Annotated in this window: 19 protein-coding genes and 1 pseudogene; 6 read left to right on the top strand and 14 right to left on the bottom strand. The window is 66.9% G+C overall.

Annotation, left to right across the window (positions count from 1 at the left end; genetic code table 11):
* The first annotated feature begins 90 nt into the window (after nucleotides 1–90).
* Entirely contained in the window at nucleotides 91–1,194 is a 1,104-nt protein-coding gene (locus QMZ16_RS11565; RefSeq protein ID WP_282603377.1) for a glycosyltransferase, read from the top strand.
* On the opposite strand, the gene purU is transcribed toward QMZ16_RS11565, so the two are convergent.
* The 3 genes from purU to QMZ16_RS11550 form a co-directional block, all read right to left on the bottom strand.
* Entirely contained in the window at nucleotides 1,170–2,054 is an 885-nt protein-coding gene (gene purU, locus QMZ16_RS11560) for a formyltetrahydrofolate deformylase (RefSeq protein ID WP_282603376.1), read from the bottom strand. The genes QMZ16_RS11565 and purU overlap by 25 nt on opposite strands.
* Before the next feature lie 123 nt (nucleotides 2,055–2,177).
* Nucleotides 2,178–3,344 carry a M20 aminoacylase family protein gene (locus QMZ16_RS11555; protein WP_022707751.1) on the bottom strand — a complete coding sequence of 389 codons (1,167 nt, stop codon included), beginning with the start codon at nucleotides 3,342–3,344 and terminating at the stop codon, nucleotides 2,178–2,180.
* Between the two features lie 132 nt (nucleotides 3,345–3,476).
* Nucleotides 3,477–5,309: an ABC transporter ATP-binding protein gene (locus QMZ16_RS11550; RefSeq protein ID WP_282603375.1), complete on the bottom strand. Its 1,833-nt coding sequence runs from the start codon at nucleotides 5,307–5,309 to the stop codon at nucleotides 3,477–3,479.
* 258 nt (nucleotides 5,310–5,567) lie between these two features.
* On the opposite strand from QMZ16_RS11550, the gene QMZ16_RS11545 reads away from it, so the two are divergent.
* The 3 genes from QMZ16_RS11545 (at nucleotide 5,568) to QMZ16_RS11535 (ending at nucleotide 9,430) form a co-directional block, all read left to right on the top strand.
* Nucleotides 5,568–7,271 (top strand): peptide ABC transporter substrate-binding protein, encoded by a 1,704-nt coding sequence (locus tag QMZ16_RS11545; protein ID WP_282603374.1) that lies wholly within the window; start codon nucleotides 5,568–5,570, stop codon nucleotides 7,269–7,271.
* Nucleotides 7,272–7,413: 142 nt separating this feature from the next.
* Complete coding sequence (locus tag QMZ16_RS11540) at nucleotides 7,414–8,421, top strand: ABC transporter permease (RefSeq protein WP_022707754.1); 1,008 nt, start codon at nucleotides 7,414–7,416, stop codon at nucleotides 8,419–8,421.
* Nucleotides 8,414–9,430, top strand: a complete 1,017-nt coding sequence (locus tag QMZ16_RS11535) for an ABC transporter permease (protein WP_282603373.1) — start codon at nucleotides 8,414–8,416, stop codon at nucleotides 9,428–9,430. The genes QMZ16_RS11540 and QMZ16_RS11535 overlap by 8 nt, the downstream gene beginning before the upstream one ends.
* Before the next feature lie 36 nt (nucleotides 9,431–9,466).
* Here the strand turns inward: QMZ16_RS11535 and QMZ16_RS11530 are convergent, their stop codons facing one another.
* From QMZ16_RS11530 to QMZ16_RS11515, 4 genes are read right to left on the bottom strand one after another with little or no spacing between them, the layout of a single operon-like run.
* A complete protein-coding gene (locus QMZ16_RS11530) occupies nucleotides 9,467–11,803 on the bottom strand; it encodes an aldehyde dehydrogenase family protein (protein WP_282603372.1) in 2,337 nt (778 codons plus the stop codon).
* 7 nt (nucleotides 11,804–11,810) lie between these two features.
* A complete protein-coding gene (deoC, locus tag QMZ16_RS11525) occupies nucleotides 11,811–12,752 on the bottom strand; it encodes a deoxyribose-phosphate aldolase (RefSeq protein WP_282603371.1) in 942 nt (313 codons plus the stop codon).
* Nucleotides 12,749–13,318: a DUF1523 family protein gene (locus tag QMZ16_RS11520; protein WP_282603370.1), complete on the bottom strand. Its 570-nt coding sequence runs from the start codon at nucleotides 13,316–13,318 to the stop codon at nucleotides 12,749–12,751. Before QMZ16_RS11520 ends, deoC begins: the two co-directional genes overlap by 4 nt.
* A gap of 13 nt (nucleotides 13,319–13,331) precedes the next feature.
* Complete coding sequence (locus QMZ16_RS11515; protein WP_282603369.1) at nucleotides 13,332–13,601, bottom strand: hypothetical protein; 270 nt, start codon at nucleotides 13,599–13,601, stop codon at nucleotides 13,332–13,334.
* 144 nt (nucleotides 13,602–13,745) lie between these two features.
* On the opposite strand from QMZ16_RS11515, the gene QMZ16_RS11510 reads away from it, so the two are divergent.
* Nucleotides 13,746–14,540, top strand: coding sequence for an EcsC family protein (locus tag QMZ16_RS11510; protein WP_022707760.1), 795 nt, complete (start codon nucleotides 13,746–13,748; stop codon nucleotides 14,538–14,540).
* On the opposite strand, the gene QMZ16_RS11505 is transcribed toward QMZ16_RS11510, so the two are convergent.
* From QMZ16_RS11505 to QMZ16_RS11475, 7 genes and pseudogenes are all read right to left on the bottom strand, one after another.
* Entirely contained in the window at nucleotides 14,537–16,903 is a 2,367-nt protein-coding gene (locus tag QMZ16_RS11505; protein WP_282603368.1) for a UvrD-helicase domain-containing protein, read from the bottom strand. The genes QMZ16_RS11510 and QMZ16_RS11505 overlap by 4 nt on opposite strands.
* Nucleotides 16,904–16,958: 55 nt before the next feature.
* Nucleotides 16,959–17,891: pseudogene (gene folE2 / locus QMZ16_RS11500) on the bottom strand (GTP cyclohydrolase FolE2); the annotation flags it as partial.
* A gap of 106 nt (nucleotides 17,892–17,997) precedes the next feature.
* Nucleotides 17,998–19,182, bottom strand: a complete 1,185-nt coding sequence (metZ, locus tag QMZ16_RS11495) for an O-succinylhomoserine sulfhydrylase (protein WP_282603367.1) — start codon at nucleotides 19,180–19,182, stop codon at nucleotides 17,998–18,000.
* 482 nt (nucleotides 19,183–19,664) lie between these two features.
* The gene (locus QMZ16_RS11490) at nucleotides 19,665–20,990 is read right to left on the bottom strand and encodes a sigma-54 dependent transcriptional regulator (RefSeq protein WP_282603366.1); all 1,326 of its coding nucleotides are present in this window, start codon (nucleotides 20,988–20,990) and stop codon (nucleotides 19,665–19,667) included.
* A 21-nt stretch (nucleotides 20,991–21,011) separates the two neighbouring features.
* The gene (locus QMZ16_RS11485) at nucleotides 21,012–22,727 is read right to left on the bottom strand and encodes an ATP-binding protein (protein WP_282603431.1); all 1,716 of its coding nucleotides are present in this window, start codon (nucleotides 22,725–22,727) and stop codon (nucleotides 21,012–21,014) included.
* Nucleotides 22,728–22,868: 141 nt separating this feature from the next.
* Nucleotides 22,869–23,537 carry a phosphoribosylformylglycinamidine synthase subunit PurQ gene (gene purQ, locus QMZ16_RS11480; RefSeq protein WP_282603365.1) on the bottom strand — a complete coding sequence of 223 codons (669 nt, stop codon included), beginning with the start codon at nucleotides 23,535–23,537 and terminating at the stop codon, nucleotides 22,869–22,871.
* Between the two features lie 132 nt (nucleotides 23,538–23,669).
* A complete protein-coding gene (locus QMZ16_RS11475; RefSeq protein WP_282603364.1) occupies nucleotides 23,670–24,881 on the bottom strand; it encodes an NADP-dependent isocitrate dehydrogenase in 1,212 nt (403 codons plus the stop codon).
* A 225-nt stretch (nucleotides 24,882–25,106) separates the two neighbouring features.
* On the opposite strand from QMZ16_RS11475, the gene QMZ16_RS11470 reads away from it, so the two are divergent.
* Nucleotides 25,107–26,246 (top strand): Hint domain-containing protein, encoded by a 1,140-nt coding sequence (locus QMZ16_RS11470; RefSeq protein WP_282603363.1) that lies wholly within the window; start codon nucleotides 25,107–25,109, stop codon nucleotides 26,244–26,246.
* Nucleotides 26,247–26,342 lie beyond the last annotated feature (96 nt).

Here is a 26,342-nt window from a genome sequence, read left to right as displayed (position 1 = left end):
GGGCGCCCCCTCACATGCCTTGCACGCCTGCCTGCATCATGTGCATGATGACGGAACCGTTACCGGACCACCCTCATCCCGCAGGACATCATGAAATTCCCCGACCCCGGCCCGCTTCTGTCGCCGGTCTATCGCAGGGCGCCCAGCCCGTGGACATTCGCGATCGAGACGATCGGGCGCAGGCGCAGGCGTGCGCCGGTCACGCTGGACGTGATGACCTCGGTCGGGGGCAAGGATGCGGATGTGGTGCAGGTCATGCTGCAATCGCTGTGCGACAGCCACCCGCGCGACCGGATCCGCTTCTGGCTGTTCCACCTGCATCTGGGCCCCGAACAGATCGCGGGGATAGAGCGATTCTGCGCGGGTCTTCCCAATCTGGACCTGCATGTCGTCCACGTCACCCGGCACCAGGAATTCGCCGAGCTGAGCAAGCTGGGGCAGAAGCCCTTCGGCGCGCGCTTCCTGTGGTACCTGGCGCATGAATACCTGCCCGCCGATCTGGACCGCGTGATCTATCTCGATCCGCTGGATGTGATCGTGATGGACGACCTCGTGCCCTTCCTGAACCAGCCGCTGCTGGGCCGCATGCTCGCCGCCTGCCGGGAGCTGCCCTTCAGGCCCCCGCTGCTCGCCCGCCCCGTGACCGACACCGACCTTGCGCCCAGGGCGATGACGCGCACCCGCCGCATCGGGCACGGGCTGATCAACAGCGGGGCGATGGTGCTGAACCTTGTCCGCATGCGACGCGAGGATCGCGGGCTGGCGCCCTATCTGGACATGGCGCGGATGATCGCGGAACGGACCGACATGCCCTTCGGGGACCAGGGGCTGTTCTCGATGACGCATGGCAGCGACTATGCCCGCGCGCATGACCGCTACAACCTACGTTTTCACATGGCGCCGCCGGGCATGTTCCGCCCCGCGATGGCGGATTTTGCCGGGCGCATCGCCAAGCCCTTCCACCTGCGCCTGAACGACCGGCAGGAACGGCTGATCCTTGACCGCATCGCCACGCTGAACCGCCCCGGCATGCCCCTGAACGCCACGCAGAACATCAAGGCGCAGGACCTGCCCTACTACCGCCTGTGGTGGGAGATCTGCGCCCGCACCCCCGTCCATGACCGCATCGCTCCCCTTGCGGATCGCCATGCGGCCAGGCTGCTGGACGATCAGCCCATGCGTTCGCTCGCATAGCTACCGGGCGAGGGCGGGAAGACCACGGTCTTGTCGCCGTTCAGGAAGACGCGCCCGTGGATATGGGCGTGGATGGCGCGGGCCAGCACCTGCGCCTCGACGTCGCGGCCAAGGCTGACATAATCGCCGGGCGACTGTGCATGGGTCACGCGGACGGTGTCCTGTTCGATGATCGGGCCTTCGTCCAGATCGGCGGTGACGTAATGGCTGGTCGCGCCGATCAGCTTCACGCCACGCTCGTAGGCCTGCTTGTAGGGGTTCGCGCCCTTGAAGCTGGGCAGGAAGGAATGGTGGATGTTGATGATCCGCCCCGACATCTTGCGGCACATCTGGTCGGACAGCACCTGCATGTAGCGCGCCAGCACGACCAGCTCGGCGCCCGTCTCCTCGACGATGCGCATCTGCTGGGCCTCGGCCTCGGGCTTGTTCTCCTTGGTCACCTTGATGCAGTGGAAGGGGATGTCGTGGTTCACGACCAGTTTCTGGTAATCCATGTGGTTGCTGATCACCGCCACGATGTCGATCGGCAGCGCACCGATCCGCCAGCGGTACAGCAGGTCGTTCAGGCAATGCCCGAAGCGGCTGACCATGATGACCACCTTCGGCTTGCACGCCTGGTCGTGGAAATCGGCCTGCATGCCGAACTGCTCGGCGATGGGGGCGAAATCGTCGCGCAGCGCATCCAGCGCAGCCGCGCCTTCGGACCGGAAGCTGACGCGCATGAAGAAGCGCCCCGTCTCGGCATCGTCGAACTGCGCACTGTCGGTGATGTTGCAGTCGTGGCGGGCCAGAAAGCCCGAGATGGCCGCGACGATCCCGCGGGTGGATTCGCAGGTGACGCGCAGGGTGAAGCTGTCCATCTGGAGTGACGTCCTTTCGCTGTCCTTCTTTCCCGTCATTTCGGGCAGATGGCGCTGAAAGACAATCGCGTTTCCGACGCGCGAAGGTCGGGGCGCGACATCATGGCCGCGCCCCTCCTGGGTTCAGGCGGCGGGCATCCGCGCCTCGATCATGCCGGCATACCAGCTGGAGCCTGCGGGGATCGCCTCGTCGTTGAAGTTGTAGGCGGGGTGATGGACCATCGCGGTATCGCCGTTGCCGACCCAGATATAGGCGCCCGGGCGCTCGTTCAGCATATAGCTGAAATCCTCGCCGCCCATCATCGGCTCCATGTCGGTCTTGACCGAACCGGCGATGCCCTGGGCCACGTCGATGGCCCAGTCGGTCGCCTGCTCGTCGTTCATCGTCACGGGATAGCCGCGTTCGTAATCGACCTTGGCGGTGGCCCCCATCGCGGCGGCGATGTTCGTCGCCACGCGGGTGATCCCCTCCTGCAGCTGGTCGCGCACCTGCGGATCGAGGCTGCGGGCCGTGCCCTTCAGCTTCACCACCTGGGGGATCACGTTATGCGCGGTCGAATCGGTGGACACGACGCAGACCGAGATCACGGCATTCTTCAGCGGGTCGATGTTGCGCGACACGACCGACTGCACGGCCACGATGATCTGCGCGGCGGTCAGGGTGGTGTCGATGCATTCATGCGGCTTGGCCGCGTGGCCGCCCTTGCCGGTCACGGTGATGTCGAACTGGTCGGCGGCGGCCATCATCGGGCCGGGCTTGATCGCGAACTGGCCGACGGGCATGCCGGGCATGTTGTGCATGCCGTAGAACTCGTCGATCTTCCAGCGGTCGACCAGACCGTCCTCGACCATGGCCAGGCCCCCTGCCCCGCCTTCCTCGGCGGGCTGGAAGATCACGATGGCCGTGCCGTCGAAATTTCGCGTCTCGGCCAGGTATTTCGCCGCGCCCAGCAGCATGGCGGTGTGGCCGTCATGGCCGCAGGCATGCATCTTGCCGGGGGTCTTGCTGGCATATTCGACGCCGGTCTGTTCCTCGATCGGTAGGGCGTCCATGTCGGCGCGCAGGCCCACGACGCGGCCCTTGCTGTCGGTGCGACCCTTGATGACGCCGACGACGCCGGTGCGGCCCACACCCTCGACCACCTCGTCGCAGCCGAAATCGCGCAGCAGGCCCGCGACCTTGCCGGCCGTGCGATGCACATCATAGAGCAGTTCGGGATGCTCGTGGAAATCGCGACGCCACGCGGTGATCTCGGGCAGCAGTTCGGAAAAGCGGTTCTTGATCGGCATGTCTTTCTCCTTCGCGGGCAGACTGGCGCGAGGATGCAGATACTGCAAGTCTCGCATCGCAGCCGTCCCGAAAATCGCATGGGGCTGACCGTCGCGCGGGCAGCCCCCCGTGGCAGCAAACGTTGGGGCGCCTCAGCCGTGGGTGACGGGATCGACCAGCACGCGGTGCCCCGGCGCAACCTCGCGATAGACCGACGGCACGGGCTGATAATCGACCGGATGGATCGGCGAGGGGATCGGGCGGAAGTTCAGATCCTCGGAGATCTTCTTCTGGCGCGGATCGGCCACCGGCACCGCCGACATCAGCTGGCGGGTATAGCTGTGCTGAGGGTTCTCGAAGACCTGCTGGCGGGTGCCCAGTTCCACGATGCGGCCCAGATACATCACGCCGACATGGTGGCTGACGCGCTCCACCACCGCCATGTCGTGGCTGATGAACAGCATCGAGATGCCCAGATCCTGCTGCAGTTCCATCAGCAGGTTCAGCACCTGCGCCTGCACCGACACGTCCAGCGCGGACACCGCTTCGTCGGCGACGATCAGGCGCGGGTTCAAGGCCAGCGCGCGGGCGATGGCGATGCGCTGGCGCTGGCCGCCCGACATCTCGTGGGGGAAGCGGCGCATGAAACTGCGGGGCAGCTCGACCCGGTCGAACAGGGTGGCGATGCGGTCCTCGCGCTCGGACCGGCTGCCGATGCCATAGTTCTGCAGCGGCTCGGCCACCTGGTCGTACAGGTTCATGTGCGGATCGAGGCTGGCGAAGGGATCCTGGAAGATCATCTGCATGTCGCGCCGCGCCTTGCGCAGCCCCGATTGCGACAGCGCCAGCACATCTGTCCCGCCCAGGTCCACGCTGCCGCTGTCGGGTTCGACCAGCCGCAGGATGGAACGCCCGCAGGTCGATTTTCCGCAGCCCGATTCCCCCACCAGCGACAGCGTCTCGCCCGCGTTGATCGAGAAGCTGACATCCTCGACCGCGTGCACGCGGGCGACGGTACGGCGCAGCAGGCCGCCCTTGACCGAGAAGCGCGTCGTCAGGTTCCTGACCGTCAGCAGCGGCTGGGGATCGGCCACGATGATCGGCTCGGGGGCGCCGTGGCTGCCGTCGCGCATCAGGCGCAGGCGTTCGGGCGCGGGCTTGCCCGTCATCTCGCCCAGCCGCGGCACGGCGGCCAGAAGCATCTTGGTATAGTCCTTCTGGGGCGCCTCGAAGATCTGCTCGACCGGGCCCTCCTCGACCTTGTCGCCGCGATACATCACGACCACCCGATCCGCCATCTGGGCGACCACGGCCATGTCGTGGGTGATGAAAAGAACGGCAATCTGCTTTTCCCGCTTCAGCCGGTCGATCAGGGCCAGGATCTCGGCCTGGATGGTGACGTCCAGCGCGGTGGTCGGTTCGTCGCAGATCAGCAGGCGGGGCTCGCAGGCCATGGCGATGGCGATGACCACGCGCTGGCGCATGCCCCCCGACAATTCGTGCGGATACTGGTCCAGGCGGCGTTCGGGTTCGGGGATGCGGACCTGGCGCAGGATCTCCAGCGCGCGGGCGCGGGCCTCGGATTTCGACATGCCGCGATGGGCGATCAGCCCCTCGGTCAGCTGGTCGCCCACGGTGAAGACCGGGTTCAGCGCGGTCATCGGTTCCTGGAAGATCATGCCGATCTGGTTGCCGCGGATGTCGCGCATCACGCCGCCGGGCTGCTGGGCCAGGTCGATGTCGCGGCCCTTGTCGTCGGTGAACATCAGGCGCCCGCCCGCGATGGTCCCGCCGCCGAATCCCACCAGCCGCATCAGCGACAGCGAGCTGACCGACTTGCCCGAACCGGATTCGCCCACCACGCAGACGCATTCGCCGGGCTTGATGTCGAAGCTGACATCCTTGACGCCCACGACCACCCCGTCGCTCGTATCGAATTCGACGCGAAGTTTCTCAATGGAAACAAGTGGTTTATCGTCCAGCATCGCGGCCCCCTGAAGAAGTACAAGCGCGAAGGCTAATCGCTGCCCGCGAAAAGTCAAAGGCGAATGCCGTCAGGGCACGGTCGCGAATACTCTTGCATTGATTGAAGGCTTCATCCGAAGATGACGCCATTCCGCAGGGCGACGACACGATGAAGGAAGCACCCGCGACACATAAGGGACGGACGCAAGAAAAACAGCCGAATGGCTGATCGTGCCGGGGCAACGACCGCGGACCACAACACCCAACAGGAGAGTGTGATGAAACTGAAGACTGTTCTCATGGGCGCTGCCGCCGCATTGGCGATGGCCCCGGCTGCCATGGCGGAACGCGGCAGCGACGGGCAGCTGAACCTGATCCTCTGGCAGGCGCCCTCGACGATGAACCCCTATCTGTCGGGCGGAACCAAGGAAATCATCGCGGGCAGCCTGACGCTCGAGCCGCTGGCCGGCTATGACGCGCAGGGCAACATCTATCCGCGCCTCGTGACCGAGATCCCCACGATGGAGAACGGCGGCATCCCCGAGGACATGACCTCGGTCACCTGGAAGCTGCGCGACGACATCAAGTGGTCGGACGGCAGCGCCTTCACCGCCGAGGACGTGGTCTTCACCGGCGAATACTGCATGCATCCCGAGGGCGGCTGCTCGCAGCTGGCCAAGTTCGAGGGCGTGACCTCGATCGAGGCGATCGACCCGCAGACCGTCAAGATCACCTTCGCGGCGCCCCGCCCCGATCCCTTCTCGGCATTCGTCGGCTCGCAGTCGCCGATCCTGCAGAAGGCCCAGTTCGAGAACTGCATCGGCTCGAACGCGCCGACCTGCACGGACCAGAACTTCAACCCGATCGGCACCGGTCCCTTCGCGGTGACCGAGTTCCTGACGAACGACACCATCTCGCTGGAGGCGAACGGCGAGTATCGCGACCCGGCCAAGCCCGCCTTCGCGACGGTGCTGGTCAAGGGCGGCGGCGACGCGGCCGGTGCCGCGCGTTCGGTGCTGGAAACGGGCGAGTTCGACTATGCCTGGAACACCCAGCTGGCCCCGGACGTCATCGAGGGCATGGAAGCCGCCGGTCGCGGCAAGGTGGCGGCGGCCTTCGGCAGCCTCGTGGAACGCCTGCATGTCAACCTGACCGACCCGTCCTCGTCCCTGCCCGAGGGCGAGCGTTCGACGCTGGAGCATCCGCACCCGTTCCTGTCGGACCCCGCCGTCCGCAAGGCGCTGTCCATGGCCATCGACCGCGAGCTGCTGGTCGAGATCGGCTATGGCCCCGCGGGCAAGCCGACCTGCAACTATGTCCCCGCCCCCGAGGCGTGGGCATCCGAGAACACCGAATGCCTGACGCAGGACATCGAGGGCGCGAACGCCCTGCTGGAGGAAGCCGGCTGGGTGATGAACGGCAACGGCGTGCGTGAGAAGGACGGCGTGACGCTCAGCATCACCTACCAGACCTCGGTCAACGCGGTCCGCCAGGACTTCCAGGCGCTGATCAAGCAGTGGTGGTCCGAGATCGGCGTCGAGACCGAGCTGAAGACCATCGACGCCTCGGTCTTCTTCGGGTCGGATGCGGGCTCGCCCGACACCCTGCAGAAGTTCTATGCCGATATCGAGATGTATGCCGACAACTTCGACGGCACGAACCCGGCGCCCTACCTGGCCAAGCACACCTGCAACAAGGCCCCCTCGCCCGCGAACCAGTGGCAGGGCGAGAACACCAGCCGCTTCTGCAACGAGGAATACGACCAGATGGTCGCCGACCTCGAAGGCATCGTGGATGCGGACGAACGCGCGGCGATGGGCCGCAAGATGAACGACATGCTGACCAAGGACAACAACGTCATCATCCCCATCGTCTATCGCGGCACCGCCTCGGCCCATTCGAACACGCTTGGCGGCGTGGAGCTGAACGCATGGGACAGCGAGATCTGGAACGTGGCCGACTGGACCCGCATCGAGGAATGACGACCCCTGCCGCCCCGGCCACGCGCCGGGGCGGCGCCACCTCTCTCCTGGGGACGGCGCGGCCGTGTCCAGGACGGGGCCCGAGCCGGGGCCCGAGCCGGGGGCGGAGTCCCATGCCCGTCCACATCATGACCGAGGCGCCATGCTGAATTTCACTATCCGCCGGCTTCTGCTGGCGATCCCCACCCTTCTGTTCATCTCGCTGGTGATCTTCCTTCTGCTGGAGGCATCGCCCGGCGATCCGCTTGGCGACGTGCCCCTGACCGTCCCCCCCGAGGTGCGCGAACGCATGCGCGCGGCCCTGGGCCTGGGCGAGCCCTGGCCCGTCCGCTACGTGCTGTGGCTCAAGCAGTTCTTCTGGGTCGAGCCGCTCTACTGGTTCGACCAGATCTTCGGCACCGCGTATGCCGCCGACATGCAGCGCATCATCAGCTTCCAGTCGCGCAGCCCCGTCTTCGACGTGATCGCGCAGCGCGTTCCCCAGACGCTGACGGTCGTCGGCATGTCCTATGTCGTGGGCATCCTGATCGCGATCCCGATCGGCATCCTGTCGGCCTACAAGCAGTATTCCTGGTTCGACCAGATCGGCACCTTCGTGTCGATGATCGGCTTTTCCATGCCAACCTTCTTCACCGGCGTCGTGCTGATCATCGTCTTTGCGGTGAACCTGCAATGGTTCCCCTCGGTCTACGACACCACGCACGAGGTGACGGACTGGGACAGCTTCCTGGTGCAGGCGCGGCAGATGGTGATGCCGGTGACGGTGCTGGCGCTGTACAACGCCGCGCAGATCAGCCGCTTCATGCGGTCGTCCATGCTGGACAACCTGGGCCAGGACTATGTCCGCACGGCGCGGGCCAAGGGCCTGACCGAACGCAAGGTCGTGCTGAAGCACGTCCTGCGCAACAGCCTGATCCCCGTCGTCACGGTCATCGCACTGGGCCTGCCCGCCGTCTTCGGCGGCGCGATCATCACCGAACAGGTGTTCAAGGTGAACGGCCTCGGGCAGCTGCTGATCACCGCGATCCACGGCAGCGACATCCCGATGGTGCTGACGCTGACCTTCATCTTCGCCATCCTGATCGTGGTCTTCACCCTGATCGCCGACATTCTCTACGGGGTTCTGGACCCGAGGATCCGCTATGACTGAGCCGCAACGACCCGAAACGCACCCGACCGACGCGCTGAAGGCCGCTGCCGGAAACGCCGCCACCCCCGAGGGCGCAAGCCCGCCCGTCGTGCCGCCCGCCGTGCCGAATGTCGCCGAACCCGAGACCGTCCAGACCCGCAGCCAGTGGCGCGACGTCTGGCGGCAGTTCCGCAGCCACCGGGGCGCGATGGTCGCGCTGGCGATCTTCGTGTTCATCATCCTGTTCGTGTCGGTGGGGCCGCTTCTGTGGACCATCGATCCGACCTATGTGGACATCCGGGCGCGGAACTCGGGCTTCTCGCTGGCGCATCCGCTCGGGACCGACCAGCTGGGTCGCGACCTGCTGGCGCGGCTGATGGCAGGCGGGCAGGTGTCGATCGCCGTGGGCCTGACGGCCATGGCCATCGCGATCTTCCTGGGCAGCCTGGTGGGCGTCGTCTCGGGCTATTTCCGCAGGCTGGACGCGCCGCTGATGCGCCTGACCGAGCTGTTCCTGGCCCTGCCGCTGCTGCCCCTGCTGCTGCTGATGGTCACGCTGTTCCGCGAGCCGCTGTCCCAGACCTTCGGGTCGGCCTTCGGGATCTTCCTGCTGATCGTGTCGGCCATCGGGGCCACCAGCTGGATGCAGTCCGCCCGCATCGTCCGGGGCGAGGTGCTTGGCCTCAAGGAACGCGAGTTCATCCTGGCCGCGCGGTCGATCGGCACGCCCTCGCATCGCATGATCGTCCGGCACATCCTGCCCAACGTGCTGTCGCCCATCATGGTGGCGGCCACCCTGGGCATCGCGACCGCGATCATCACGGAATCGGCGCTCAGCTTCCTGGGGCTGGGCTTCCCGCCCGATTTCCCGACCTGGGGGCGGCTTCTCTATGATGCGGTGGACCAGATGGTGCTCTATCCGCAGCGGGTGATCTTCCCGGGGCTGATGATCTCGCTGACGGTGCTGTGCGTGAACTATATCGGGGACGGGTTGCGCGACGCGATGGACCCGCGCATCCGCGGACGCTGAATGCGAAAGGGGGCCGGATCGGCCCCCTTTCCCGTTTCAATAGGCCGCGCTGCCGCTGCCCGCGGGCAAGGCGCCGTAGGGCAGCCAGATCGTCTTGGTCCGCACGGCGCGCTGCAGGAAGCCCTGCCCCTGCGCCTGCGCGCCGGTCCAGTCGCGTGCAGGCACCGGCCACACGGGCTTGAGGTTCCCCGCCGCCGCAAGATCCACCTGCTCCAGCAGGTCCGCGCCCGCCGCGTGCCAGAAGCCCGCGACCTCCTCGTGCGACGCCAGATGCGGGGCCAGATCGGCCACGGGACCGGTCACGATGTTCACCACGCCCGCCGGCAGGTCCGAGGTGTCGAACACCTGGTAGAGGTCCGTCACCGGCAGCGGATCGTCCTGCGAGGGGACGACCACGACCGCGTTGCCCATCGCGATGGCCGGCATGACCAGCGACATGAAGCCCGCCAGAGGCTGCGCGTTCGGGCAGGCGATGCCCAGCACGCCCATCGGTTCCGGCAGGACGTTGACCAGGTGCCCCGGCTTGGCCTGCACGTTGGCCCCGTCGAACTTGTCGGCCCATGCGGCATAGTGGAAGGCGCGCGCGATGGCGGCCTCGACCTCGGCCTTGCTGGTGCGGGCGGCGAATTCCTGCGCCCGCGCCGAGAGGTTCTCGGCGATGAAATACAGGACCTGCGCGCGGGCATGACCGCCCATCCCCGCCCATTTGCCGGCCTTGGTCGCGGCCTCGACGGCGTTGCGGATGTCCTTGCGGCTGCCCAGGGGCGCAAGCCCGCCCGGCACGGCATAGCTGGCCCCGCCATCGGGCCGCTTCTGCGCGCCGCCGATATACATCTTGGCCGTGCGGTCGATCCCCTGCGGCTTGGCCGCATCGGCGGACGTGACCGCGACGGGCGGCTTGGGCGCGACCTCCTTGGCGGATTTCACCGAAGGCGCGGACAGGTAATCCAGCATCCCCTGCGCCCCGCCCTCGCGGCCGTATCCGCTTTCGCGATAGCCGCCGAAGGGGGCCGCCGCGTCGAACATGTTCGCGCCGTTGATCCAGATCACACCGGCCTTGATGCGGGCGGCGATGTCGGTGGCGACGGTCGCGCTCTCGGACCAGACGGATCCGGCAAGGCCATAGCGGGTGTTGTTCGCCAGCTCGACCGCCTCGTCGGCGGTGCGGAAGGTCGAGAGCGTCGCGATGGGGCCGAAGATCTCCTCTTGCATGCCGGGGTTCGCGGGGCCGATGGCGCGCAGGTAGCCGGGCGCGACGAAGCAGCCTTCCTGCGGCTGGCCGCCGACCAGTTCGGCGCCCGCAGCCGTGGCGCGCTGGCAGATGGACAGGATGCGCGCCTTCTGCACCGGATCGACGATGGCGCCGATATCGGTGGACTTGTCCAGCGGCGCACCCACGCGCAGCCGCGCCATGCGGTCGCGCAGCAGCCCCTCGAACCGCTCGGCCACGGATTCCGCGACCAGGATGCGCGAACCCGCGCAGCAGACCTGGCCCTGGTTGAACCAGATGCTGTCCACCACGCCCTCGACCGCGGCGTCCAGATCGGCGTCCTCCATCACTACGAAGGGCGACTTGCCGCCCAGTTCCAGCGTCAGCCTGCGACCCGTCCCGGCCAGCGCCGAGGCGATCCCGCGCCCGACCTCGGTCGAGCCGGTGAAGGCGATCTTGTCCACATCCGCGGCGACCAGCGCGGCACCTGTCGCGCCGTCGCCGGTGACGATGTTCACGACGCCCGCGGGCAGGCCGACCTCCTGGCAGATCTCGGCGAAGGCCAGCGCGGTCAGGGGGGTGTATTCGGCGGGCTTCAGCACCACCGTGTTCCCGGCGGCCAGCGCGGGCGCGACCTTCCAGGCCAGCATCAGCAGCGGGAAGTTCCACGGGATGATCTGGCCGCAGACGCCCAGGGGCGCGTGGTCGGGGAAGCGATCATCGCGCAGTTCCGCCCAGCCCGCATGGTGATAGAAATGCCGTGCGACCAGCGGGATGTCCCCGTCGCGCGCCTCGCGGATGGGCTTGCCGTTGTCCAGCGTCTCCAGCACCGACAGGAAGCGTTCGCGCTTCTGCACGTGCCGCGCGATGGCATAGAGGAACCGCGCGCGTTCCTGGCCCGACAGGTTGGCCCAGGGGCGCTGCGCCTTGCGGGCGGCCTTGACGGCGGCGGCCACGTCATCGGCGGTCCCCTGCGTCACGCGGGCCAGCACCTCCCCGGTCGAGGGGTCGCGCGTCTCGAAGACATCGCCCGGCGCGGTGAAGCTGCCGCCGATGAAGTGACCGAAGCTGCCCCGCCGCGCCAGCCAGTCGCGGGCGGCGCTGCTGTCCTCGGTCGAGGGTCCGTATTCCATGCTTTCCATGATCTCGCTCACGCGGCTCATATCTTCCTCAGGCGATGGCAAGGCGATGGGCAGCCGAATAGCGGCCCGTCACGTGATGGCTGATCTGACGCTCGATATCGCCCAGAAGGCTGCTGGCGCCGATGCGGAACAGGTTCGGGGTCAGCCAGTCGCGGCCCAGTTCCTCGTTCATCATCACCTGCCAGCCGATCGCGTCCTTGGCGGTGCGCAGGCCGCCCGCAGGCTTGAAGCCCACGATGTGACCCGTCTGCGCGCGATAGTCGCGGATGGCGCGGACCATGACCAGGCTGACGGGCAGCGTGGCGTTCACGCCCTCCTTGCCGGTCGAGGTCTTGATCCAGTCGGACCCCGCCTGCATGGCGACATGGCTGGCGCGGGCGACGTTTTCCAGCGATTTCAGATCGCCCGTCGCCAGGATCGACTTCATCCGCGCCGGACCGCAAGCCTCGCGCATGGCGCGAAGTTCGTCGTAAAGCGCGGCCCAGTCGCCCCGCAGCACATGGGCGCGGGTGATGACGATGTCGATCTCGTCGGCGCCCTGATCGACGGCATAGCGGATCTCGGCCAGGCGCAGGTCCAGGGGCATCAGCCCGGCCGGAAATCCGGTCGCGACGCTGGCCACCGGAATGGCGGTGCCCTGCAGCGCGCGTTTCGCGGCGGCGACCATCGTGGGATAGACGCAGACTGCGCCGGTGGTCAGCCCCTCGACCCCCAGGGCCGACAGCAGCTCGGGCGCGATGGGCTGGCGGGCCTTGGCGCACAGCCGTGCCACGCGGTCCTCGGTATCGTCGCCGGCCAGCGTCGTCAGGTCGATGCAGCGCACCGCGTTCAGAAGCCACGCCGCCTGGTGGTCCTTCTTCAGGCTGCGACGTGCGGGCAGCGTCGCCGCACGGCGTTCCACCGCGGGCGTGTTGATGCGGATATCGGCAAAGCCGTCGGTCCGCAGGTCGGTGCCGGGATTTCCGGTCATGTGCTCTTCCTTCTGAAGCGTCGCAGCCCGGTTTCGCGGAACTGGCCCCACATGCGCCAGACCAGCGCCAGCAGCGCCAGCAGCACGGCGCAGACGATCATCGCCGGCCAGTTCGTCGGGCGCGCATCCGGTCCCGCCACGGAATTGATCGAGATCGCGTTGGGATAGATCGACATCGGCGCCACGCGCCAGCCATAGGCGGTCACGTTGACCCAGATCGGATCGGCGCCGGTCGATTGCAGGTTCGTCGCCTCGGCCTGCAGGTTGGCGCTGTCATACTTGAAATAAGGTGGCCAGACCCAGCCCGTATCCTCGTTGCGATAGACGAAGACCCTTCCGTTCGGGCGCACCGTGTCCATGAAGCGCACGTCGCGCTGGCCACGGGCGTTTTCCACCGTGCCGGTGCTGTCGGCGGCCCAGAAGAGGCTGCTGGACGCCGGGATGTTCGTCAGGCGGTTATAGGTGTTGCTGATCCGCACGACATTCTGCGACGGCAGCGCATAGTCGAGAAACGCGAAGACCAGCACTCCGAACAGGACGCCGATCACGACGCGGGCGTAATACATGTGGGGCACCCCCTTAGTGCCAGTTGACCAGGTAGACGATGACCAGCACCGCCAGGTTCGGCAGGACGAAGACCAGGAATGACAGGCGCGCCCGCAGGCCCTTCTCGAAGCCGGCCATGCCGCGCGCGACGAAGGCATCCTCGCCCGCCGCGCCGCGACCGTGCCCTTCGCGCCAGCGGTCGCGCAGCCTCTCGGCCCGCCGCAGCCGCAGATACAGCCGCAATGCCACGAAGAAAACCGCCTCCAGCGCCAGAAGCACCAGCCACAGCCGGATCACCGCCATTCAGTCCGCCCCTTTCGCCCAAGGCTAGCACGGCGTCGCGGGGATCGGCCAGATGTCGCGTCGCGTCAGGGCGCGCGGCAGGCGGGAAACCCCGCGCGGCAGATGGGCGTTTGCCCCCCAGCATGTCAGCCGAAAGGACCGAAGATGAGCCTGCCCGCACAATCCCGCACCGACCTGACGGCCGAGCTGGACCGCCTTGCGCATCGGCAGAACGACAGCCGCGGCATGCTGATGCAGGGGGTCGAGAACGTGGGCCGGCTGGCCGAGGGTGCCGTCTCGACGCTGGCGGGGCAAAGCCCGCAGATGCTGGAAGGCGCGATGGAGACGGTGTTCCGCAGGCTCTATGACCTCTCGGCCCGAGGAGAGCGGGTCGAGATCCTGCGCAATTCGCCGCTCGGGGCGAACCGGGTGGCGGCGGTCCTCAGCGGCGCGACGGGGGGCTGGTTCGGGATGGCGGGGCTGGTGCCCGATCTGGTGGCGTCCACCACGCTGATCTTCAACACCATCCAGAAGGTGGCGCGGGTGCATGGCTTCGACACCTCGGACCCGGTGATCCGCCTTGAATCGCTGGCCGTCTTCCAGCGAGGAGAGCCGGGGACCGATGGCGACGGCACCGCGCAGGCCTTCTTTGCGCACCGGATGCTGGCCAACGGTCAGACCGCCGCCACGCTGCTTCGCCGCTTTGCCGCCGCCGCCAGCAGCCGCATCACCACCAAGCTGGGCGCGCAGACGATCCCGGTCCTGGGCGCGATGACGGGCGCGGCGATCAACTATGCCTATCTCGATTACTACGAACGCGTGGCGCATATCCATTTCCGGCTGCTGCGCCTGGCCGAGGACAACCCCGACATCGATGTCGAGGCCGCCTATGCCGAGGCACTGCGCCGGGTGGGCAAGCCCGTCCGCGAGGCCCGCTTCCTTCGCCGCGGCAGGGCCTAGAACGGCACGTCGTCCGCGCCGTCCAGCGGCTGGACATAGGACGCCTTGATCGTCTTGAAGCCGGTGTCGAACTGGACGGTCAGCGTATCCTCGGCGATGCCCATGATCTGCCCCTCGCCGAACTTGGCGTGGCGCACGCGGTCGCCCACGGTGAACCGCGTCGCGGGGGCCGCGTCGATGGTGACGGGCGTGCGGCCCACGGGGGCCTTGCGTTCATTCGCGCGCGCCTGCATCCGCCGCCAGCCGGGGCTGTTGTAGACATCCGCCTTGGCCGCGCGTTCCTGCATCTGCACGCCGCCCGCCATGGCCATCGCGGCCCCGTATCCGCCGCCATAGAGCCCCGGCGGGGTCAGCACCTCGACATGCTCCTCGGGCAGTTCGTCCACGAAGCGCGACGGCATGCTGGATTGCCACTGCCCGTACAGCCTGCGGTTCCCCGCGAAGCTGATCGTGGCCAGCCGCTCGGCCCGGGTGATGCCGACATAGGCAAGGCGGCGCTCTTCCTCGAGGCCCTTGTTGCCCTGTTCGTCCATGGCACGCTGGTTGGGGAACAGCCCTTCCTCCCACCCCGGCAGGAAGACGACGGGGAATTCCAGGCCCTTGGCGGCGTGGAGGGTCATGATGCTGACCTCTTCGGTGTTCTCGCCATCGTCGCGATCCATGACCAGCGACACGTGCTCCAGGAACCCCTGCAGGTTTTCGAATTCCTCCAGCGCCTTGACCAGTTCCTTGAGGTTGTCCAGACGACCCGGCGCGTCGGGCGACTTGTCGTTCTGCCACATCGCGGTATAGCCGCTTTCGTCCAGCAGACGCTCGGCGATCTGGATGTGATCGCCGCCCGATTGCACCGACAGATGCGCGCCGGTCATCAGACTCACGAATTCGCGCAGGTTCGCGCCGCCCTTGCCGCCAAGATGCTTTTCCTCGACCGCAAGGCGCGCGGCGTCCAGCAGGGTCAGCCCGTGTTCGCGCGCCAGCCCCTGGATCGTCTTGACCGCCTTGTCGCCCAGACCCCGCTTGGGGGTGTTCACCACACGCTCGAACGCCAGATCGTCCTCGGGGCTGACGGCCAGCCGGAAATAGGCCATCGCGTCGCGGATCTCCTGCCGTTCATAGAAGCGCGGGCCGCCGATCACGCGATAGGGCAGACCGATCGTCATGAAACGGTCCTCGAAGGCGCGCATCTGGTGGCTGGCCCGCACCAGGATCGCCATCTCGTTCAGGCTGACCGGCCCGATGGCGGCGCGATGGCCGCCCTGGAAGGTCTCGATCTCCTCCCCGATCCAGCGGGCCTCGGCCTCGCTGTCCCAATGGCCGATCAGGCGCACCTTCTCGCCCGCGGGGGCGTCGGTCCACAGCGTCTTGCCCAGGCGGCCCTGGTTCGACGCGATCAGCCCCGACGCCGCCGCAAGGATCTCGGGGGTCGAGCGATAGTTCTGTTCCAGCCGGACGACCTGTGCGCCGGGAAAGTCCTTCTCGAACCGCAGGATGTTGCCCACCTCGGCCCCGCGCCAGCCATAGATCGACTGGTCGTCGTCGCCCACGCAGCAGATGTTGCGGTGCGCCTGCGCCAGCAGCCGCAGCCACATGTATTGCGCGACGTTCGTGTCCTGGTATTCGTCCACCAGGATGAAGCGGAAGCGGTCCTGCCATTGCCGCAGCACGTCGGGATGCGCCTGGAACAGCGTCACGCAATGCATCAGCAGATCGCCGAAATCGACCGCGTTCAGCGTCAGCAGACGGTCCTGATAGGCGGCATAGAGCTTGCCCCCATGGCCGTCGAAGGCCGCCCCTTCGCCGCGCGGCAGGTTGCCGGGCGTCAGGCAGCGGTTCTTCCAGCCGTCGATCAGATGGGCCAGCTGCCGTGCGGGCCAGCGCTTCTCGTCGATATTCTCGGCTTGGATCAGCTGTTTCAGCAGGCGGATCTGGTCGTCCGTATCCAGGATGGTGAAGCTGGGTTTCAGGTGCAGCTGCCCGTTGCCGATCAGTTCGGCATGGCGGCGCAGGATCTTGACGCTGATGCTGTGGAAAGTGCCCAGCCAGGGCATGCCCTCGACCGTCTCGCCCAGAAGGCGGGCGATGCGGTTCTTCATCTCTCGCGCGGCCTTGTTGGTGAAGGTCACGGCAAGGACCTGCCCCGGACGCGCGAGTCCCAAGGTCAGCAGATGCGCGATCCGCGTGGTCAGCGCGCGGGTCTTGCCGGTGCCCGCGCCCGCCAGCATCAGGACCGGCCCCTCCAGCGTTTCAACGGCGGCGCGCTGGGCGGCGTTCAGCCCGTCCAGATAGGGCGATGGCCGCGCGGCCATCGCGCGGCGCGACAGGGGGACGTTCGCCCCGTTCTCGGAATCGTCGATCAGGTCCATGCCCCCAACATAGGGGCCGCGGCGGCGTATGGAAAGCGCCGCGTTCCCTTTGTGTTCACGCCTTCAGCGCGGCAAAGGTGCTGGGGTCCAGCGATTGCTGTTCGAATGTGGGGCCGCTGGTCATCAGGCTGACCGCGTCATGCGAATGCAGCGATTCCTGGTGGCTGGCCAGCACGCGGAAATCGCCAATGCGCGGGTCGGCCATCAGCTGACCGGCAAAGGCGCGGACCGCATCCTCGACGAAGATCGGGTTGGCGGCGTTCAGTTCCGCGAAGGCCTGCTCGTCCTCGCGCTTGACCATCACCTGCGTCTCGGTCGGGACGGCGCGGCGACACATGTCGATCACGTCCTCGAACCACAGGCGGTCCGGGCCCTCCATCACCACCGAGATCCGCGCGACCGAGCGCTGCGAATGCGGCGTCGCCAGCCGCCCGCGCGATTCACGCGCATGTTCCGACAGTTCCAGCGAACAGGGGCAGGTCGAGCTGTAGACGTAGTCCACGTGCATCACCCGCAGCCTGCGGCCCGCCTGCTCGATCACCTCGAGCGTCAGGTCGTAATACTGCCAGCCCGACAGGCCCGAGCGCAGCGACGCGACCCGCATCGGATAGCTGAAGCGCATCTGGATCCGCGCGTCCAGCGCATCCAGGTCGGACTTGTAATCGTCCAGCGCGGCTTCCAGCACCGACAGGCTGAAGCTGGTTTCCGAATGGCCGTAGAAGGATCGCATGATGCGGGACATGTTGATGCCCTTGCGATCCGCCTCGAGGCTGACAGTGCCGGTGACGCTGGTTTCCAGCCGGATCTCGCCGCCGTCGCGGGTCAGGTAGGTGATCGGCAGCCGGAAGTTCGAGATGCCGACATGCTGGATCGGACGGCGCGCGCCGACGATCAGGCTGGCCGGACCGTTCTGCAGGTCCGGCAGGCTGTCCTTGTAATCCTGGTCCACGGCGAAATCCGCGTCATATTCGCGGATCAGCGCCGGATAGGCGGGCGTCATGGGTCGGGCGTCGGTCATCGGGGCCTCCGGTACTCTGGCCCTGCATATAGGACGATTGCCGCCAAATCACAGCCCCGATCTGGAAAACCCGACCCTAGTTCAGCGCCTGCGTCAGGTCGTCGATCAGATCCTGGGCATCCTCCAGCCCGATCGACAGGCGCAGCAGGCCGGGCGTGATGCCCAGATGCGCGCGCTGGTCCTCGGGCAGGCGCTGGTGGGTCGTCGTGGCCGGGTGGGTCACGATGGATTTCGCATCGCCGAGGTTGTTCGAGATCTTGAAGATCCGCAGCCGGTCCAGCGCCGCGAAGGCCGCGTCCTTGCCGCCCGCCAGTTCGACCGCGATCATGGTGCCGCCAGATCCCATTTGGGCCATCGCCAGGTCGTGCTGCGGGTGATCGGCCAGGCCGGGATAGATCACGCGGGCCAGCGCCTTGTGCCCCTGTAGCGCCTTGGCGATGGCGGCGGCCGCATCGGCCTGCGCGCGGACCCGCAGGTCCATCGTCGTCAGGCCGTTCAGCATCAGCCAAGAATGGAACGGGCTGATCGCGCCGCCGGTATGCTTCAGGTAAGGCTCGGCCACCTCGCGGACGAACTTGCGCGTGCCGCAGATGACGCCGGCCAGCGCACGCCCGCCCCCGTCGATATGCTTGGTCGCGGAATAGACCACGACATCGGCCCCCATCTCGACCGCCCGCGAGAAGACCGGCGTGGCGAAGACGTTGTCCACGACCACGGTTGCGCCGACCGCATGGGCCAGCTCGGACACGGCCCGCATGTCGATCACCTCCAGCGTGGGGTTCGACACGCTCTCGAAGAAGACGGCGGTGGTGGCGGGGGTGATCGCCGCGCGCCACTGGTCCATGTCGGTCCCGTCGACATAGGCCACCTCGACCCCGAACTTGGCCAGCAGGTCCAGGACGTACAGGCAGGACCCGAACAGCGCGCGCGCCGCGACCACGCGGTCGCCCGGCTTCAGCATCGAGAACAGCGCCCCGTTCACGGCGGCCATGCCGCTGGCGGTCGCAAAGGCGTCCTCGGTCCCTTCCAGCGCGGCGATGCGGTCCTCGAACATGCGGCTGGTCGGGTTGCCATAGCGGGCATAGATGAACTCGTCCGGGCCGGTGCCCTCGAAGCGGGCCTCGGCCTGGGCGGCGCTGTCATAGACGAAGCCCTGCGTCAGGAAGATCGCCTCGGCCATCTCGCCATACTGGCTGCGGCGGGTGCCGTGATGAACGGCCTCGGTGCGCGGGTGAAGCTTCTTGTCGGGCGAATTGGTCATGGGACGGCCTTTCCAGTGCTTGCCAAGCGGCCTAGTCCCAAAGCCCGGTTCAGGCAAGCCCCCGAGGGGCGTTCCGCCACGCGGAACGGCGTCGCGCAAACCCCGTCGCATTCGTGGCAATATGTGCAGATGTTGCCGCGAAACCTGTCCCAATGGGCAGTTGGGGGGCCTACCTTTACAGTGTAATACTGCCTTTGCGGACAGGCGGCATCGGCGCGGCGGGTCCGTATCCAGGGGGCGATGGTTGCTTGTTATCCGTTCGCTTGTTCTGCCCCCTGCCCCCCATGAAATGACCCCATGCCCCGGTCGGGGCGGGTCGGCAGTCAGCACAGTTCAAGATTTCCGGGCCCTCGGACCCGACGGTATCCGGTTCACCATGACGCGTGCCGTGGTGTCCGTTCAACGATTGCAAGGTGACCGGTCGCGCCGGGGGCACAGTCCCCCGGCGCAGCCATTTCACAGATAGTCGCTGCGCTGCAGTTTCACAGATAATCGCTGCGCTGCAGGCCGTATTTCGCCATCTTCTCGTTCAGGGTCCGGCGCGGCAGGCACAGTTCGTCCATCACGCTGGCGATGCTGCCCTTGTGGCGGCGCATGGTGTTGTCGATCAGCATCTTCTCGAAGCTCTCGACATATTCCTTCAGCGGCTTGCCCTCGGTGGTGGTGGCTTCCTGCGTCTCCTCGCCGTCGGCCATCAGCAGCGATGCGATGCTGCCCGACCCGCGGCGGTTCTGCAGGACCGCGCGTTCGGCCACGTTGATCAGCTGGCGCACGTTGCCGGGCCAAGGGGCCTGCAGCAGCTGCGCGGCCTCCTGGGCGCTGACCTGCGGCGGCTCGCAGCCGTATTCCTCCGAGAACTGCTCGGACATGCGGGTGAACAGCTGCAGGATATCCTCGCCCCGCGCACGCAGCGGCGGCAGGGTGATCTTCAGCGCGGACAGGCGATAGAACAGGTCGGGGCGCAGCGAATCCTCGGCGCGGCGACCCTCGCCCCGCGCGTTCGAGATGGCGATGATCCGCGTCTCGGCGGGCGTGCCCTGATCGGCGATGAAGGCCAGAAGCCGCGCCTGCAGCCCCTCGGACAGCGCCTCGATATCCTCGAGGCAGAGCGTGCCGCCGCGCGCCTCCTCGACCGCCGGAAGCCCGTCTTCGAGCGGGCCGAACAGCTTCGAGGACAGCGACTCGTCGTTATAGGCCGCGCAGGACACGGGCACGAAGCGCTTGGACGCGCGCGGGCCGACCGCGTGCAGCGCATGGGCCACCAGCGTCTTGCCGGTGCCGGTCTCGCCGTCGATCAGCACGTGACCGTCGGCCTGGCCCAGGTCCAGGATGTCCTCGCGCAGGCGCTCCATCACGGGGCTGGACCCGATCAGCTTGGACATGACCTGCTGGCCCTCGGACAGGTCGCGGCGCAGGGCGCGGTTGTCCAGCGTCATGCGGCGGGCCTGCGTGGCCTTCTTGGCCAGCTGGGTCATGCGGTCGGGGTTGAAGGGCTTCTCCATGAAGTCCATCGCGCCGATGCGCATGGCCTCGACCGCCATGGGCACGTCGCCATGGCCGGTGATCATGATGACCGGCAGGCTGCTGTCCACCGCCATCAGGCGGCGCAGGAAGGCCATGCCGTCCATTCCGGGCATGCGGATGTCGCTGACCACGACGCCCGGCCAGTCCGGCCCGATCACCTTCAGCGCATCCTCGGCCGAGGCGAAGGCCTCGGTCTCGAACCCCGACAGCACCAGCCACTGGCTGATGGATTCCCGCATGTCGGGCTCGTCATCCACGATCGCGATCTTCAGTTTGCGGGACATCGCAATTCCTCTCTCGTTACATCACTCGGCCGCAAGGGCCTGGCGCGGTTCGCCCGGACGATAGAGCGGCAGCTCCACCTCGAAGACGGCCCCGCCATCGGTTTCGTTATGTGCGGTCAGACGCCCGCCGAAATCGGCCACGATGGTGGATGATATGGCAAGACCCAGCCCGGTGCCCTCGCCGGGCTTCTTCGTCGTCCAGAAGGGTTCAAACAGCTTTTCCAGGTCCGAGATACCCGGCCCGTTATCGCGGACGGACACATGGGCGTGAGCGCCGGCCTCGACCGTGATCTCGATGCGGGCATCGCGGGTGTCGCGCAGGGCGTCGATCGCGTTGCGCATCAGGTTGATCAGCACCTGTTCCAGCCGGATGCGGTCGGCCAGCACCATCACCTTCTCGCGCGGGACGTTGCGGGCGATGCGGATGGGACGGGCGCGCAGCTGCGGCTCCATCATGGTCAGGGCGCTGCTGACGGCGGCGCGCAGGTCCACGGGCTCGACCGCCTCGCCGCCCTTGCGGGCATAGGATTTCAGCTGCTGCGTGATCGCGCCCATGCGGTCGATCAGATCGTCGATCCGCTGGAAGCTGGACAGAGCCTCTTCGGGGCGGGACCGCTGCAGCAGCAGGCGCGCGCCTGCAAGATAGGTCTTCATCGCGGCCAAGGGCTGGTTCAGCTCGTGGCTGACGCCTGCCGACATCTCGCCCAACGCGGCCAGCTTCGAGGATTGCTGGACAGTCTGCTCGGCCACGCGCAGTTCCTTCTGGACGCGTTCGCGTTCGGCGATCTCTCGGGTCAGGCGGGCGTTCAGGGCGCGAAGATCCGCGGATTCGCGCATATAGGCGACCGATTGGCGGCGGGCGCGGCGCGACAGCAGCCAGAAGGTGCCCGCCAGCAGGATCGCGAAGCCCATGATCTCCAGCGCGAGGATCGCGTTCACCCGTTCGCGCACGCTGCTGTAGGCGGTGAAGCTGATCATGCGCCAGCCGCGGAAGGGCACGCGCGCCTCGGCCCGCATCACGGCGCGGCCCTGCACATAGGCGTCGGCCGGGGTCGAGGTCCAGTCCGCCGTCACCTGGAACGCGCGCTGGATCGCGGATGGCGCCGAGCGCACCGACAGCGCCTCGGCCATGGTCAGCCCGCGCCAACGCGGCTCGGTCGCAAGGATGATGTTGCCTTCGCTGTCGGTCACCGCCACCGCGTCGGAAATGCTGGCCCAGGACCGTTCCAGCCGCGTCAGGTCCGCGCCCACGACGATCACCCCCAGCGTCTTGCCATCGGCAAGGACCGCGCGGCTGTAGGCGAATTCGAAGGCGCCGGATGCCTGTTCGGACACGGTGAAGACGGTATCGCGCGACCGCAGCGCCTCGACGAAGAAGGGCGCGGTGCCGCTGCCCATCCCGATCTGGTAGCGGTCGGTCGACCCCACGACGCGGCCCGTCGCGTCCAGAAGCCGGATCGAGGCGGCCCCGATCTCCTTCTGGGCGGCCATCAGCCGCGCCGAGGTGGTCGAGAAGTCGTTCCCGTCCAGCGCCCCGATCAGCGCGGGATCGCGCGCCAGCAGAAGCGGCACGACCGAATTGCGCTGCAGTTCCGACATCAGGTTGCCGGAATACAGCGCCAGCCGCAGTTCCGACCGCACCCGCGTCGTTTCCGAGAAACGCTCGGTCAGCCAGGCATTGGTGATCCAGACCGAGGCCAGCGCCGCAAGGAAGATCCCGGCCACGCTGGCACGCAGCCACCACGGGCTGACCAGCCGCTGCGGGCGGGCACGCCGCGTCGCGGCGGCATCTTCGGTATCGTCTTCGCTGGCCAAATGGCGCTCCGTCCCCTCCGGATCGACTGACGCAATCTACGGCGAAGGGGCGCGTCGCTCAAGTCAGGCGTTGGCAAGCGCACCCACGACGCCCCGGAACAGGGCCTCGCCGTCGGTGCCGCCGACCGCCGGATCGGCGGCGCGCTCGGGGTGGGGCATCATGCCCAGCACGCGGCGGTTCTCGGACAGGACACCCGCGATATCCGCGACCGAGCCGTTGATCGCCGGCGCATAGGTGAAGGCGATGCGGTCCTGGTCGCGCAGCGCGGCCAGCCCCTCGGCGTCGATCTGGTAGTTGCCGTCGTGATGGGCGACCGGCACGGTGATCTTCGCGCCCTTGGCATAGCCGCCGGTAAAGGCGCTGTCGGCGGTCTCGACGTTCAGGACGGCGGGCTTGCACAGGAAGGTCAGCCCGCTGTTGCGCATCAGCGCGCCCGGCAGCAGCTTCAGCTCGGTCAGGACCTGGAAGCCGTTGCAGATGCCCAGCACGAAGCCGCCGCGTTCGGCATGGGCGCGGATCGCCGACGCGATGGGCGATTGCGACGCGATGGCTCCGCAGCGCAGATAGTCGCCATAGGAGAAGCCGCCCGGCACGCCGACAAGATCCGTGCCCGCGGGCAGTTCGGCATCCTTGTGCCAGACGCGCGTCACTTCGGCGCCCGCGCGCTCCAGCGCGACGGCAAGGTCGCGATCGCAGTTGGATCCGGGGAAGGTGACGACGGCGGCTTTCATCGCAATGCTCCTGCAGGGGGATTGGCAGCGCCATAGCGCAAGACGGGGATCGAAGAAAGGGGCGTGGTCGAGGAATGCCCGCTTAATGCGAAAAGGGCCGGGATTTCCCCCGGCCCTTCGCGTGGCTGCCGATCAGGACAGCGCCTTGTTCAGGTACTGGTCGACCTTTTCCAGGAAGCCCATCGTGGTCAGCCAGCTCTGGTCCGGGCCGACCAGCAGGGCCAGGTCCTTGGTCATGTGGCCATCCTCGACGCATTGCACGGTGACACGCTCCAGCGTCTTGGCGAAGGTCATCAGCGCGTCGTTGCCGTCCAGCTTGGCGCGGTGCTTCAGGCCACCCGTCCAGGCGAAGATCGACGCGATCGAGTTGGTCGAAGTCGCGTTGCCCTTCTGGTGTTCGCGGTAGTGGCGCGTGACGGTGCCGTGCGCCGCTTCGGATTCCACGATCTGCCCGTCCGGCGTCATCAGCACCGAGGTCATCAGCCCGAGGCTGCCGAAGCCCTGGGCGACGGTGTCCGACTGCACGTCGCCGTCATAGTTCTTGCAGGCCCAGACATAGCCGCCCGACCATTTCAGCGCCGAGGCGACCATGTCGTCGATCAGGCGGTGTTCGTAATGGATGCCGGCGGCCTTGAACTTGTCCTCGAACTCGGCCTCGTAGACTTCCTGGAACAGGTCCTTGAAGCGGCCGTCATAGGCCTTGAGGATGGTGTTCTTGGTCGAGAGATAGACCGGCACGCCGCGGTTCAGACCATAGTTCAACGAGGCGCGCGCGAAGTCGCGGATCGAATCGTCGAGGTTGTACATCGCCATCGCGATGCCGGCGGCGGGGGCGTCGAAGACCTCGTGCTCGATCTCCTGGCCGTCATCACCGACGAACTTGATCGACAGCTTGCCCTTGCCGGGGAACTTGAAGTCGGTCGCGCGGTACTGGTCGCCATAGGCGTGGCGGCCCACGATGATCGGCTGCGTCCAGCCCGGCACCAGGCGCGGGACGTTCTTGCAGATGATCGGCTCGCGGAAGATCACGCCGCCCAGGATGTTGCGGATCGTGCCGTTGGGGCTGCGCCACATCTTCTTCAGGCCGAATTCCTCGACCCGCGCCTCGTCGGGGGTGATCGTCGCGCATTTGACGCCGACGCCGTATTTCTTGATCGCCTCGGCCGCATCGACGGTGACCTGGTCCTCGGTGCGGTCGCGCTCCTCGATGCCCAGGTCGTAGTATTTAAGGTCGATGTCCAGATAGGGCAGGATCAGCTTCTGCTTGATGAAATCCCAGATGATCCGGGTCATCTCGTCGCCGTCGAGTTCGACGACGGGATTGTCCACCTTGATCTTCGACATGGGGGTCCCCCTCGGGTTCGGGAATGGTCAGGATGCGCGCTGGATACCCCAATCCACCCCCAATGGGAAGTCGGTATGCCATTGCATGCCGCAGCTCCTGTCCCTTCGATATGTGACGCTGCGTCGGAACTATACAGTTTGGCTAAACCTATCCGAAGAGATAGATAGCGCGCGACCTAATAGACCATTAGCTACTGCCACTCGTAGTGCCCGGAGTGTGTGAGTATGCCTGACGTGACATGGATGTGGTTCGGTAACGGATCGCAGATCAACACCAACAGCTCGACCCCTGCAACGCAGGCGAATGCGGACAGCATCGAAGGCTATACCGCGGTCGGAAAATCCCAGATCCAACCCGTCACGCTGTCCGGCACCACCCGCGGCATCTCCGTGAACAACACCGGCGTCCAGGCGTTCGCGACGACCTATAACGGTCACCCGAACGGACCGTCGAACTTCACCTATGTCTCGCCGTCGACCGGCAACACCGTGACTCAGCAGATCACCGGCTTCTTGCGGGTGGACTATCTGCTGACTGCGCCGGACGGTTCGACCGACACGCAGGAAGGCGTTCTGATCCAGATGCGGAACGGGGACATGTTCTTCCGCCCATCGTTCTCGGACCTGAGCGACTGGGACAACATCACGCAGCTGAACTCGGTGCAGATCACCAATGCGGACCCGCTACCGGTTCGCACCTATGCCGCAAACATCTCCTACAACCCAAGCATCTCCGACCTCGAGGTGATCTGCTTTGCCGCGGGCACGCTGCTCCGCACGGCCACGGGCGAAACCCGGGTCGAGGATCTGGCCGAGGGCGACCTGGTCTGGACCCGTGACAACGGCCTGCAGCCGCTGCGCTGGATCGGTCAGCGGACGCTGGATGCCGCCACGCTGCGCATGGACCCGCGCCTGCGCCCGATCCGCATCGCGGCGGGCGCCCTGGGGGACCAGCAGCCTGCGCAGGACCTGGTCGTGTCGCCGCAGCACCGCGTGCTGATCCGCTCGGCCATCGCGCGGCGCATGTTCGGCACGGACGAGATCCTGGCCCCCGCCAAGCACCTGACCGGCGTCCCGGGCATCGAGATCGTCGCGGACGACCAGCCCGTCACCTATTGCCACATCATGTTCGACGCCCACGAGGTGGTGATGTCGAACGGTGCCTTGACGGAATCGCTCTATCCCGGGCCGCAGGCGATCAAGGCGCTCGGCGCCGCCGCCATCGCCGAGATCGAGGCGATCTTCCCCGGCATCATGGACGAGAATGCCCCCATGCCCGTCGCCGCCCGCCAGCTGGAGCGGGGCGCCAAGCTGCGCCGCATGGTCGAGCGTCACACCGAGAAGGCCCGCCCCTTGGTTTCCTGACGACGTTGTTGCATTACCCTAGGGTCAGGACCCATTAATCGGGTTGCGACCACCTTGCCGGCGTGATTCACGCTCCCGAACTGATGGGGGCATGAT

Source organism: Paracoccus sp. PARArs4 (assembly GCF_947311865.1).
Lineage (GTDB): Bacteria > Pseudomonadota > Alphaproteobacteria > Rhodobacterales > Rhodobacteraceae > Paracoccus > Paracoccus zeaxanthinifaciens.
The sequence above is the reverse complement of the archived record's forward strand: the minus strand, read 5'-3'. Positions and strand labels throughout refer to the sequence as shown.